The following is a 13850-nucleotide window of genomic DNA, read 5'->3' as shown; positions in this document are numbered from 1 at the left end:
ATTATTATAAGAATATAAATAAATATAATATATAAACATAATTTTATAATAAACTTTTAGGAAAAAGAGCTTGTTTTATGGAGAAAACAAGTTCTTTTTCATATAATGGTGTATAAGTAATACTTAGGGTGGAGAATTATGTGGTCCAATTTTGGAAATAGATTTAATGGAGACTGCTTTAAAGACTTAAGGAGAGATTTCAATAGATTAATGAGAAATTTTAAGAGAAATGCTTGTAAAAGATGTCTTATTAATAATTGCTATTTCAGAAATGCCTTAAAGTGGGGGGCTGTAGGTGGCATATTAACCTTCCTTATAATAAGTCAAATAGGAGTTCCTTTAGCAATTGTTTGTATTGGAATAGTAGCAATATTTGTGATTTGTAATAAATGGTAGAAAAAATAATTTGAAAAAAATAAGTATATATGTTAATATTAATCTTGCGAGTAAGCCAGACAATCGCTGCTAGTCTTAGAACTAGGAGAGGAAAGTCCGAGCTCCATAGGGCAGGATGCTGGATAACGTCCAGTGGAGGTGACTCTAAGGATAGTGCAACAGAAATAAACCGCCTAGATTTATCTAGGTAAGGGTGGAAAGGTGAGGTAAGAGCTCACCAGGGTATAGGTGACTATACTGCTATGTAAACCCCATCTGGAGCAAGACCAAATAGGAGGACATATAGGGGCTGCCCGTCCCGTCCTCGGGTGTGTCGCTTGAGCCTATCGGCAACGGTAGGCCTAGATAGATGATTGTCAAATACAGAACTCGGCTTATAGACTTATCTCGTATTTATAAAACACTAGGTTATAATACCTAAGTGTTTTTTTATTTTACAAAAAAATATACTGATAGTTTGTTTCCTTATTAACTTTAATCTTACAGTATTAATTTAATTTTATTGGATATATCTAATAGAGGAGATTATAAATTTGAAAGGAATTCGTAATTTAGAAAAATATGAATTCATAACTAATAAATTCATAAGTGTTTTGTAAGAATTTAAAGGAGTTGAAACAAATGAGAAAAGTATTTGAGATTATAAAAGTTATATTTTTTGTTTTATTTTTAGGCTATGATGAAAGAAAATTTAATTTATAGATAAAAGTTATATTAATAGTTATTTATGAATTAATTATGAGATTTTAAAAAAAATAGATAATTTTAATAAATAAAATAGAACTTTGTAATAATATTGTATTAAAAATAATGTATAATAGATAAGTGATATTTTAAAAACAATAGAATGTAAGGGTTAGTTGGTTTAGATTACAAAGGAAATTTAATTATTTTAAATTAAGGAGGAAAAATGGGGAGAGATAGTAGAAAGAAGAGGAGAAGTAAAAAGAAGTGGAAGACTATAGCGATATTTATTGCTTTTGAATTCATATTCACTGCTGTTACAGCGCCTTTTATACTTTTATATGGACCATTTGAAAATGCTAAAAGGACTTATGTAGGAGCAGCCATGACTAGTTTTAGTCATCAGTGGATGGCAACTACATTTTTATCAGATGAAAAAATTAATGAGATATTAAATTCTAATATTGAGGATACAAATACAAATCATAAAAATACAAATATAAAGACAAATGTTAATTTACCAACTAAACATGATAATAGTATAGAATTATACTCTTTTGAAAACTTTAAATATAGTGGATATTATATAGTGGTAAAAGATCCTACTAGAGTAAAAATAGGAGTTTCTAAATATCTTGGAGAAGAAGGACAAACTACTTCTGAAATAGCTAGGGAATACAATGCTGTTGCGGCTGTAAATGGAGGAGCTTTTACAGATAAATCTAGTACTGCTCAATGGACTGGTAATGGTGGAACTCCTGCTGGAATAGTTATATCAGAGGGGAAATTGGTTTATAAAGATGTACCAGACGATGAAAAAATTGAGTTAGTTGGCATAACAAAAGAAGGAAAAATGATTGCAGGTATGTATTCATTTAATAATCTTAAAGAATTAAATGTTAAAGAAGCTGTAAGTTTTGGACCTGTTTTAGTTAAAGAAGGAGAACCTACACCTATGAAAGGTGATGGTGGATGGGGAGTTGCTCCAAGAACTGCTATGGGACAAAGAGCTGATGGATCAATAGTAATGTTAGTTATTGATGGTAGAAGTTTAACAAGTGGAGGAGCTACTTTAAAGGAATTACAGGAAGTATTATTAAATACTTGTAATGTAGTTACTGCTATAAACCTTGATGGTGGTAAATCAACTACTATGTACTTAAATGGAAAAGTAATAAATAATCCAGCATCAAATGTAGGGGAGAGATCTATTCCTTCAGCTATAATAGTAAAATAACAAAGAGGAGAATTTTATGGATAAATTAAAGCAATTTTTAAAGTGGGGACTATTGTCTGTAATTTTACAATGCTTAGTTTTATTTGTTTTTGATAAATTTTATTTTAAGTTAAATTCTGATGTAAATGTAAAAGCTATAGATATAGCTAGCCAACATACAAAAGAGAATAATGATGTAAAATTACCAGGGAATATGATGGATAAAAAGATATCTTATGATGGAGAATATATAGCATATTTAAACAATAATGATGAACTTAAAGTCTTTAATACTCTTAAAGATGATGAAAGTCATGTTGATATAGAAAATGAAAAAGCATCTTATTATACTTGGCTTAGAGATAGAAATAGACTTATTGTAATTACGAATATTAAATATAATAATAAAAAGAATACAGTTAATTTATATTCTATTGATGTAGATACCAATAAAACTAAGAAAATTGAGCTTGGTAACATTAATTCTTCTTATAAAGTTAATGAGATAACAGTTTCAACTAAAACAGGAGTTATATACATTGAATTTAAGAATGAAGATACAAAAGAGTCTATAGTTAAGAGAATAGATAATAATGATGATATAACTGATGTAAGACTAGTAACTGATTCACCAGGAAATATTGAAGTAATGCCAAGGGCAGATAGATTAGTATATGACAGTGAAAAAGAATCAGGAATATATCTTACACAGCCAAATAAGAAATTAGGAATTAATCCAATATATAAAGTTAGACTTTTAGGTGTTGATGAAACTGGAAATATATACTTTGGAGAAATAAAAGATAATAAAGTATTTAAAATAGTTTATGGAAATGTAGAAAAGTCAATTGATACTTGGAATAAAATACCTCTAGAAAAAAGCTTAGAGTTAAATAAGATCTATATAGGAAAAGATGGAGAAATATACGTTTTAGAAGAAGAACAAAAGATTGTTAAAGATGTTAAAAATGGAAAAGAGTACAAATATGAAGGTGACTTCTTACAAATGTATTCTAATGGATTTGCAACAATTATAAATGGAAATAAACTTCATAGAGTATATTTTGATTCATCTCAAAATACTTAGTGGAAATATTATATAGAACATAAAATGAATTTAAAATAATTTATATAAAAAAGGCAAAGAATAATTTACATTAAAATAAGTTATTCTTTGCCTTTTAATTTAAATTAGCATATGTTTTTAAAATTATATTTAAAAATAAATATGGATTTAAAACATGTGTTTATTTTTTGAAGGTTTAATCTAATCATATATTTAAAATATATTTTTAAATATTAAAATGCCCAGTTACCATCTTTAAATACTGGAATTTCAACATTATCATGAGTTAAACCTGTGATCTTTAAATCTTTAGTTCCTATCATGAAATCTACATGAGTTAATGAATCATTAGCTCCAGCTTTTTCAAGTTCTTCATTAGTCATATTTTCACCATTTTTTATGCATAGAGAATATGCTTTACCAAAAGCTAAATGACAAGAAGCATTTTCATCATATAGAGTGTTGAAGAAAATTATTCCTGAGTTTGATATAGGAGAATTATAAGGAACAAGAGCCACTTCTCCTAAGTATTTAGCACCTTCATCAGTATCTAGAAGATGTTTTAAAGTATCGTATCCTTTTTCAGCTGAGAAATCAACAACTTTTCCATCTTTAAAAGTAACTGAGAAATTATCTATTAAATTTCCACCGTAGTTTAAAGGTTTAGAACTAAATACTGTTCCATTAACTCCAAACTTAGAAGGCATAGAGAATACTTCCTCAGTAGGCATATTAGCTATGAATTCAACCCCACCTTGAGTATATTCAGCTCCACCAGCCCAAAGATGATTTTCTGGTAATTCTATAGTTAAATCAGTTCCAAGTGAATTTTCAAAATGAAGTGATTTTAAATTCTTTTCATTTAAGTAATCCATATGGTATTTTAATATTTCTTTATGTTTATTCCAAGCTTCAACAGGGTTCTCTGTATCAACTCTAACTATTTTAAAGATTTCATTCCATAATTTATCTACTGCTTCTTCTTCAGGTAAATCAGAGAAAACTTTTTTAGCCCAAGCTTTAGTTGGAATAGAAACTATTGACCATGCATTTTTATTGCTCATTAACAGTTCACTAAATTCTTTTAAAGCTGTACTTGATGATTTTCTAAAGGCTGCTATTTTTGCAGGGTCTATATTTTTTAGAAGTTCAGGATCAGAGGCAGAAATACTTAAGAAGCAAGCTCCTTCTTTAGCATAGCTTAATCTTGATTCTTTCATCCAATCTGGGAAGTTTTCAAAAACTTCTAATGGAGAGTGTTCATATTTAATTTTGCCGCATATTTCATCATTCCATTGAACAACAACATCCTTTGCTCCCTTTTCATAAGCAGATTTAACAAGCATTCTTGTAAATTCTGCACATTCTACAGGAGAAGATATAACAAGGGTTTGACCCTCTTGAACATTTACTCCTATATGAGTAGCTAACTTTGCATAATTTTCTAACATGCTTTCAAATTTGTTCATAATATCAGTCCTTTCTTTACAAATTCTTACCATTATTATAATGCAGTAAAATTTATAAAACAATTAATTAATAAAGATTATTTTATAAAAGTCCATTTGTTTTCATAAGAAGGTCGTAATATAAGTCTCCTTCCTCAGAAGTGCAACCATAATCTATTAAATAATAGGTATCATTTATAATTCCCCAAGAACTGTGAACATATAAATCTTCTTTAAATAGAAAATATTTTTCTCCAAGGGTATAAATATCTTCTTCTATAGAACTTTCTTCACGCAATTTTTTTAAATCAACAAAAGTTTTTCTTCTTATGTTAGGGAAAACTTCTGCTCTAGGCATTATTAAAATCCTTTTATTATAAAGAAGTACAGGACATAAATATCTTTTAAGATTATATGGAGCATTTTTAAAAATATAGGATTCAACAAAATTTTGATGAAGCCCATCTTCATCCTTAGCAACTTTAACCACTAAATTTTTATTTAAAGAAAAAACTTTTCTTGCTATTCCTTCTCCTAAAAAGGTAAATTTCTTTTTATATTCTTTCATTGGAAGATTGCTTAGATATTTCACAAGTATATTAATATCATCTATATCCATAATAAAAAAACCTCAAAGCTTTTTATTATATATTCTATGAAGGAACTTTAATAAAAGTTGATTGAAGTAATATATTATTTAGATAATAAACATAAATTACTAATATTTTTTCTGATATTACATATAGAACATAAAAGTATTTTAAAAGATTTATAATAATTCGTTGAAAATGTTATAATGTTTATATATTAATTATTAATTTATTGAATAAAAAAATTAAACTAAGGAGCGAACAAAAGTGAAAAATTTTCTTGAGAGTTTAATAGAAAATAATAGACAATATGTTGAACATGGAAAACTGGCATCTTATATTCCAGAATTAGAAAAAGCTAATAAAGAAGATTTAGGTATATATATAGTTACTCTTGATGGAAAAGAAGTAGGGGCAGGAGAGTATGATAAAAAGTTTACTATTCAGAGTATATCAAAAGTAATAACTTTAATGCTTGCAATATTAGATAATGGAAAAGATAGAGTCTTTTCAAGAGTAGGTGTTGAACCAACTGGAGATAGCTTTAATAGTATAGTAAGTTTAGAGAGAAAGCCTTCTAAAAAACCTTTTAACCCTATGGTTAATTCAGGAGCAATATTAACAACATCTTTAATTGAAGGTGATAGTGAAGAGGAAAAGTTTGAGAGAATTTTAGAATTTACTAGAAAAGTAACAGGAAATGATGATATTCAATTAAATGAAGATGTTTATTTATCTGAAAAGGAAACTGGAGATAGAAATAGAGCCTTAGCATACTTTATGAAAAGTAATGGAGTTATAGAAGGAAATATAGATGATATATTAGATTTATATTTCAAACAATGTTCTCTAGAAGTTAATGCTAAAGATTTAGCTAGATTTGGTGCTATGCTTGCTAATGATGGAGTATTACCTTGGAATGGAGAAAGAGTAATATCTAGAGAAATTTGCAGAATAATAAAAACAATAATGGTTACTTGCGGTATGTATGATGACTCAGGTAAATTTGCTGTACATATAGGAATTCCAGCAAAAAGTGGAGTTGGTGGCGGAATAATGGCTGCTGTTCCAAGAAGAATGGGAATAGGTATTTTTGGACCTTCTTTAGATGATAAGGGAAATAGTATAGCAGGAACACATGTTATGAAGGATTTATCTGAGGAATTAGATTTAAGTATTTTCTAAAATGTGTTAATATTATTAGAACTAATGGGAAAAATCATTAAAAGAGATGATTGTTTAAAAACTTTAAAAATAAAATTATAAATATATTACGAGAATTACTAGATTTCATTAAGAATTTATAGCAATTACTTCTAATAATTTGCTAAAGCGAAAAAACTCCCTTCGGTCAAACAGATTTCGCTTATTAACGCAAATTATTATACGTAATAGCTTAAATTCTAAAATTCATCTAGATATTCTCTTCATATTATTTATAATTTTATTTTAACTACTTTTTACAGAGTAGATTAGAAGTGAAATTTATTAATAGTAAAGTTTTTTGTTAGATTAATAGAATAATATATTGGAGGATTAGAATGAAAAGATTATTGATATTAGACGGGAACAGTCTTTTAAATAGAGCCTTTTATGCTGTGCCTTTGCTTAGCAATAGTGAAGGAACTCATACAAATGCTATTTATGGTTTTACAAATATGCTTTTTAAGATGAGAGAGGATATAAAACCTGATTATATAGTTTGTACTTTTGATAAAAAAGCACCAACTTTTAGACATTTAGAGTATGGGGATTATAAGGCTGGAAGAAAGAAAATGCCTCCTGAGTTAGCAGAGCAGTTTCCTATTGTTAAGGAAATGCTAAAGTTATTTTCAATAACAACTTATGAATTAGATGGATTCGAAGCAGATGATATTATAGGAAGTTTAGCTAAGGTGGCTGAAGGTGAAGGAATCGAAGTTTATATTATGACTGGAGATAAGGATGCCCTTCAACTAGCAGCTAAGGATATAAATGTATGTATAACTAAGAAGGGTGTTTCTGAAATAGAAGTTTATAACTATGATAGAATGGTTGAAGAATATGGAGTTACTCCTACTCAGTTCATAGATGTTAAAGGACTTATGGGAGATAAATCTGATAATATTCCAGGGGTACCAGGAGTAGGAGAAAAAACAGCCTTTAAATTAATAAAAGAGTATGGTTCAGTAGAGGCAGTTTTAGAAAATATAGATAACATAAGTGGTAAAAAGTTAAAAGAAAATTTAACTGAGTACAGCGAACAGGCTATATTCTCTAAAAAGTTAGCTACTATTATGACTAATGTTCCTATAGATTTTGATTTAGATGAGATTAAATCAAAGGATGATTATAATAAAGATCAGCTAAAAGCTTTATTTACTAAGCTTCAAATGAAATCTATATTAGATAAATTATCAAATGGGGAAGAAGAAGAGCCAGAAATAGAAGTTAAAATAACTAATATAGAAAGTAATAAAGAATTAGAAGATTTATTTAAGAATATAAACGAAGAAGTCTATATTAATTTTACTTATTTAAATAAAGAAAAGTATTCTACTATAGAGATTGATAAAATATTTATTAATTATGATGAGAAAAATTATTTAATTAACTTTAAAGAGTTAGTAAAAGAAGAGGAGAATATTAAATCCTTTAAAGAATTTTTTGAGAATGAAGATATATTAAAAAATGGCTATAGTATAAAAAATGCCTTAACAGCTTTAAAAAAATTAGGAATAGATTTTAATGGATTAGCCTTTGATTGTGAATTAGCAGCATATTTAATAGATTCATCTAAGGGAGAATATACTCTTTTATCCTTAATAAATAACTATCTTTCAAAATTCCCTAATGTAAAAGAGGGGGAAGAAGACTTAGTTGGAATTTCATTTATGAAAGAGTTGACTTTAGTTCTAAAGAAAAAGATAGAAGAAGAGAAAATGGAAAGACTTATGTATGATATTGAGCTTCCTTTAGAAACAGTTTTATCTTCTATGGAATCAATAGGATTTAAAGTAAATAAAGATATTTTAGATGAGCTATCTATTAAGTTTAAAAGAGAGTTAGAGGAAACACAAAAAGAGATCTTTGAACTTGCAGATGAAGAGTTCAACATAAATTCTCCAAAACAATTAGGTAAGATATTATTTGAAAAATTAGATTTACCAGTTATAAAGAAAACTAAAACTGGCTATTCAACTAACGCAGAAGTTTTAGAAAAGCTTAAGGACAAACATCCTATAATAGAAAAAATAACATATTTTAGACAGCTTTCAAAAATATATTCAACTTATGTTGAAGGATTAAAGTCTGTTATAGATACAGATGGTTCTATACATTCAACATTTAATCAAACTGTAACTACTACAGGTAGACTTTCATCAACAGAGCCTAACCTTCAAAATATACCTATAAAATACGAAATGGGTAGAGAAATAAGAAAGGTATTTATACCAAAAAAAGAAGGAGATTTATTAATATCAGCTGACTACTCACAAATAGAACTTAGAGTTTTAGCTCATATTTCTGGTGATGAAAATATGATAGATGCATTTAATCATCATTCAGATATACACACTAAGACTGCTTCTGAAGTATTTAAAGTGCCAGTTGAAGAGGTAACTCCATTAATGAGAAGTAGGGCTAAGGCAGTAAACTTTGGTATAGTATATGGAATAGGAGATTTTAGTCTTTCTCAGGATTTAAATATTTCAAGAAAAGAAGCTAAAGAATATATGGATATATATTTTGAAAGATATCCAAAAATTAAAGAGTATATTTCTAAGGTTATTCATGAAGCTCAAACAAAGGGATATGTATTAACTATGTTAAATAGAAGAAGATATATACCTGAAGCAAATGCTTCAAATAAAATAGTAAAAGCTTTAGGAGAAAGACTTGCAATGAATGCTCCAATACAAGGAACAGCAGCAGATATAATAAAACTTGCTATGGTAAATGTATATAACAAGTTAAAAGAATTAAATTTAAATAGTAAGTTAATATTACAGGTTCACGATGAACTTATAATAAATGTTGTCAAAGGAGAATTAGACATTGTTAAGAAACTTCTAAAAGAGGAAATGGAAAATACAATTAAATTAAGTGTACCATTAGATGTTGATGTTAATGTTGGAGAAGATTGGTATAAGTTAAAATAAGGAGGGTACTGATTCTATGATTAAAGTAGGCCTTACAGGAGGAATATGCTCAGGCAAAAGCACTATTTCTTCTATGATAAAAGAGGCAGGAATCCCAGTTATAGATGCAGATATTATTGCAAGAGAAGTATTAGAAAAATACCCAGATATACTTTTAAGGGTAAGAGCTACTTTTGGAGGTCATTTCTTTGATTGGAGAGGTGATTTTAGAAGAAGAGAGTTTGGAAACCATATTTTTAGATTTCCAAAGGAAAGAATAAAGTATGAAGAAATCATAATGCCTTATATAAAAGAGGAAATAGAGATTAAACTTAAAGAATATGAAAAAATAAATACTAAGCTTGTAGTTGTAGATGGAGCAACCTTAATAGAAAATGATATGCATAAGGATATGGATATGGTTGTTCTAGTTTGGGTAGATAAAAGTAGCCAAATAGAAAGAATGGGGTTTAGAGATAAGCTTAGTAAAGGGGAAGCTATAAATAGAATAAATTCTCAATTAAGTCTTGAAAGAAAAAAAGATTATGCTAACATAATAATTGATAATAGCGGTAATTTAATTAAAACAAAGGAACAAATTGATGATTTGTTAGAATTTTTTACTTTATACCAGTAGGAGAGTTATATGAAGAAAATTATAAGGCTAGTTATAATTGTTTTAGCCATATATTTACTATTTTTAGGGAGTGGATATATATTAAAAAATGTTATATTTCCACTAAAATATATGAATTATGTAGAGAAATATAGTAAAGAATATAATTTGGATCCTTATTTTGTTATGGCGGTTATGAAAGCAGAAAGTAACTTTGACGAAGATGCTAAATCTAATAAGGATGCAAGAGGGCTTATGCAAATTACCACCTCTACTGGAAAGTGGATAGCTGAAAAACAAGGGATTATTGATTTTGATACCAATTTATTATTAGAGCCAGAAGTTAATATAAGGTTTGGATGTTGGTATTTAAATAATCTTCATAAAGAGTTTGGAGATTGGGACCTTGTAATTGCAGCTTACAATGCAGGAAGAGGACGGGTTCAAGAATGGCTTAATAGTGCTGAACATTCTGAAGATGGAAAAAATCTTACTTATATACCATTTAAAGAAACTGATAAATATGTTAAAAAAGTAAATGTTTATTACAATATATATAGGTCACTTTATTCTTAAGTGACCTATGTATTTTAATATACTATGGATAAAGCTTTGGGAGGGGATGTTTTGAAAAAATGGCTAATAGCTATAGGTGGTATTTTAATAATTGCTATTTTTATATTATTTTTTAATAGAGAGTATTTAAAACCAGTACATATGGATGTTAATTGGAATGATAATTTTAATCCACCAGAAGAAAAAATGCTTTTTGATTTTATAGAGAAGGATTTAAGTAAAAGTGGATATGGAATATATACAAATTATATAGATAAAAGTTCAGAAGGAGATATAACTAAGGGTCACTCAGTATTATCAGAGTCAGAGGGGCTTATGATGTTATATTCAGTAAATGCTAATAATAAAGAACTATTTGATGAGCATTTTGACATAGTAAAAGAAATGAGATTAAAAAATGGACTTATTAGTTGGAGAAAAGAAGGAGATGAAAATTCACCTTCCTCTGCAACCATAGATGAACTTAGAATAATAAAAGCTCTTCTTTTAGCCAACAACAGATGGAATAGTTTTTATTATAAATTTTATGCTATAAATATTGCTAACTCTTTACTTAAACATGCAGAAGAAAATGAAACTTTAGTAGATTATATAGATAACTATGGAAAAGGTAATACAACCACTTTATGTTATTTAGACTTGCCTACTATGAAATTATTGAGTCAAGTAGATAAGAAGTGGGAAGGAATTTATGAAAAATCTAACAGTATAATAGAAAATGGAAAAATATCTGAAGAGGTTCCTTTATACAGAAAAGTATTTTATGAAGAAACTCAAAAATATGATGAAGAAGAAAATATTGATTTCTTATTATCTACAATAGTAATTTTAAATAGAATTGAAGCTGGAGAAAATGAGGAGTCATCTATTAAATGGATAAAAGAAAAGTTTAAGAAAGATGGATTCTTAGTAGCTACATACAATGGTAAAAATGGAGATGCTACATCACAGATTGAATCTCCATCAATATACTCTAATGTAGCCTTAATAGCAAATCACATTGGAGATAAAGAGTTATTTAATAAGGCCATAGATAAATTAAAATATTATCAAATAAAAAATAAAGATAGTGTACTTTATGGGGGCTTTGGAGATGAAAAGACAAATAGCGTATATTCTTTTGATAATTTAAATGCCTTACTAGCTTTTCAAAAATATAAGGATTAAAATAATAAGTAATAATATAAATAATATTGTTCATATACTTAAAATGGGCAATATTTTATGCAGATATGGTGGAATGGCAGACACGATATCTTGAGGGGGTATTACTTTTAGGAGTGTGCGGGTTCAAGTCCCGCTATCTGCACCAATTTGGTATTAAAGAATAGTATAACTTAAATTTTTATATACCTATTCAATGTGACTAATTTCTTAATTAAGAAATTAGTCATTTTTTATTATAAAAAATGTATAATATAGTATTAAGCACTTATTAATAAGAGGGGTAAAATGAGTAAAAATTTTGATTATAGCCTTAAAGATATAAGTAGTAATTTAGAAAAATCTTTAAAAGAAGCAGAATTATTAGGGGAGGGACATAATGGTGTTGTATTTCTCCTTAAAAATAATAAAGCAATAAAAATTTTTAGAAGAATGAGTGTTTGGAAAGATGAAAGCAGTATATTAAAACGAGTTAGAAAGTCTAGATTTTTTCCAAGGATATATGAAGCTAAGCCAGGATATATTATACGGGAATATGTTGATGGGGTTAGATTAGATAAGTATCTAAGAAGAGGAAATCTAGATGAGGATCTTTGCAAGGAATTATATTTAATGATTTTAGAATTCGAAAGATTGGGATTTAAAAGAATTGATATAAGGTGTAAAGATATATATATACAAGATGATTATACTCTTAAAATAATAGATCCTAAAAATAACTATAAAAAGAGGGTATCATTTCCTAGACATCTTTTTAAGGGGCTTTTTAAAAGAGATGAGTTAAATAGATTTTTAAATTATGTAGCTGAAATTGATGAAAAAAGAGCTCATATATGGAGAGAAAAGTTTGAAATTTATGCAGAGGATAAAAATTTGTTAATATAATATTAATAAGTTAATAAAAAATAGTAAATCACTTAAAGTATCTGTTTAAAGATTTTAGATTAAGTAGTATCTTAGTATTAAGAAGATTTTTATACTACATAGTCTAAAAGGAGTTGATAGATTTGAGAGAGAATTTTATATTTAAAGATGATGAAGGATTAGAATTACAAGGATATAAATGGAGTAATGGTAAAGAATTTAAGGCAGTTATTCACATATTACATGGAATGACAGAGGATGCTATTAGATATGATGAATTTGCAGAAAAACTTGTTGAAGCAGGATTTTTAGTTTATGCTCATGACCATAGAGGGCATGGATTTACAGCTAAGGATTTAGATTCTTTAGGATATCAAGCAGAAAATGATGGATTTCAATGGATGATTGATGATGCCAAAACTTTAATAGAGTCCTCTAAAGAAAAACATAAAGGATATAAAATAATACTTTTTGGACATAGTATGGGATCTTTTGTAAGTCAGAGGCTAGTTCAAGAATATAATGATTTAGTAGATGTTTTGGTTTTATCAGGAACTAATGGGGAGCCAGATAAGTTAGCTCCACTTGGAGAATTTGTAGCTCAAGTAGAAATGTCATTAAAGGGAAGAGAACATAAAAGTAAACTTATGGACAAGTTGATTTTTGGAGGCTTTAATAAGAATTTTAAACCAAATAGGACAGATTTTGATTGGCTTTGTAGTGTAGAAAGTGAAGTAGACAAGTATATAGAAAATGAAAGATATGGTTTTATATGTTCAAGTTCCTTTTATTACGATTTGTTAAGAGGGGTAAGAAGCATACATAAAGCTGAAAATATGAATAGAATAAATAAAGAAATGCCTATTTATATTTTTGGAGGAGATAAAGATCCAGTAGGTAATTTTGGTAAAGGTGTAATCAACTTAAAAGATAAATTAGAAAAAGTAGGAGTAAAAAATATTCAGTATAAGCTATATGAAAATGGAAGACATGAAATGTTAAATGAAAAAAATAAAGTAGAAGTTATGGAAGATACTATTCAGTGGCTGTTGAAAAATATTTAAAAGATATATATAATTAATTAGAGTATTAATTAGGAGTGTGTCAAA

General features: G+C 27.7%; 12 protein-coding genes, 1 tRNA gene and 1 other RNA gene. 12 read left to right on the top strand and 2 right to left on the bottom strand.

The annotated features are described in order from the left end of the window. Positions 1-138: 138 nt before the first annotated feature. The 4 genes from GOM42_RS11115 (at position 139) to GOM42_RS11100 (ending at position 3383) form a co-directional block, all read left to right on the top strand. Entirely contained in the window at positions 139-396 is a 258-nt protein-coding gene (locus GOM42_RS11115; RefSeq protein WP_003478491.1) for a hypothetical protein, read from the top strand. Between the two features lie 47 nt (positions 397-443). Continuing rightward, positions 444-790, top strand: an RNA gene (rnpB, locus tag GOM42_RS11110) — RNase P RNA component class A. 516 nt (positions 791-1306) lie between these two features. Next, on the top strand, positions 1307-2317 hold the full coding sequence (locus GOM42_RS11105; protein ID WP_003454874.1) for a phosphodiester glycosidase family protein: 1011 nt from the start codon (positions 1307-1309) through the stop codon (positions 2315-2317). 16 nt (positions 2318-2333) lie between these two features. Continuing rightward, positions 2334-3383, top strand: a complete 1050-nt coding sequence (locus GOM42_RS11100) for a hypothetical protein (RefSeq protein ID WP_003455008.1) — start codon at positions 2334-2336, stop codon at positions 3381-3383. A gap of 212 nt (positions 3384-3595) precedes the next feature. Here GOM42_RS11100 and GOM42_RS11095 read toward each other — a convergent pair whose 3' ends face one another. Beyond that, entirely contained in the window at positions 3596-4831 is a 1236-nt protein-coding gene (locus GOM42_RS11095; protein WP_252597657.1) for an aminopeptidase, read from the bottom strand. 82 nt (positions 4832-4913) lie between these two features. Next, on the bottom strand, positions 4914-5429 hold the full coding sequence (locus GOM42_RS11090; protein WP_003455181.1) for a hypothetical protein: 516 nt from the start codon (positions 5427-5429) through the stop codon (positions 4914-4916). Between the two features lie 238 nt (positions 5430-5667). Between GOM42_RS11090 and glsA the strand changes: the two genes are divergently transcribed. The 8 genes from glsA to GOM42_RS11050 all read left to right on the top strand — a co-directional run bounded on the left by glsA (position 5668) and on the right by GOM42_RS11050 (position 13805). After that, positions 5668-6585, top strand: a complete 918-nt coding sequence (gene glsA, locus GOM42_RS11085; RefSeq protein ID WP_003451262.1) for a glutaminase A — start codon at positions 5668-5670, stop codon at positions 6583-6585. A 356-nt stretch (positions 6586-6941) separates the two neighbouring features. After that, positions 6942-9542, top strand: coding sequence for a DNA polymerase I (polA, locus tag GOM42_RS11080; protein ID WP_087325612.1), 2601 nt, complete (start codon positions 6942-6944; stop codon positions 9540-9542). 16 nt (positions 9543-9558) lie between these two features. Next, positions 9559-10158 carry a dephospho-CoA kinase gene (gene coaE / locus GOM42_RS11075; protein WP_003455198.1) on the top strand — a complete coding sequence of 200 codons (600 nt, stop codon included), beginning with the start codon at positions 9559-9561 and terminating at the stop codon, positions 10156-10158. Positions 10159-10167: 9 nt separating this feature from the next. Then, the gene (locus GOM42_RS11070; RefSeq protein WP_110016122.1) at positions 10168-10713 is read left to right on the top strand and encodes a lytic transglycosylase domain-containing protein; all 546 of its coding nucleotides are present in this window, start codon (positions 10168-10170) and stop codon (positions 10711-10713) included. Between the two features lie 51 nt (positions 10714-10764). Then, positions 10765-11880, top strand: a complete 1116-nt coding sequence (locus tag GOM42_RS11065; protein ID WP_110016123.1) for a glycosyl hydrolase family 8 — start codon at positions 10765-10767, stop codon at positions 11878-11880. 59 nt (positions 11881-11939) lie between these two features. Next, a tRNA-Leu gene (locus GOM42_RS11060) sits at positions 11940-12025 on the top strand. Positions 12026-12165: 140 nt separating this feature from the next. Continuing rightward, a complete protein-coding gene (locus GOM42_RS11055; RefSeq protein WP_003451414.1) occupies positions 12166-12762 on the top strand; it encodes a hypothetical protein in 597 nt (198 codons plus the stop codon). Positions 12763-12884: 122 nt separating this feature from the next. Then, positions 12885-13805, top strand: coding sequence for an alpha/beta hydrolase (locus tag GOM42_RS11050; RefSeq protein ID WP_025648141.1), 921 nt, complete (start codon positions 12885-12887; stop codon positions 13803-13805). The last annotated feature ends 45 nt before the right edge of the window (positions 13806-13850 follow it).

This window comes from Clostridium sp. 16K-1-R1, from assembly GCF_023921145.1.
GTDB classification, from domain to species: domain Bacteria; phylum Bacillota; class Clostridia; order Clostridiales; family Clostridiaceae; genus Sarcina; species Sarcina perfringens.
The sequence above is the reverse complement of the archived record's forward strand: the minus strand, read 5'-3'. Positions and strand labels throughout refer to the sequence as shown.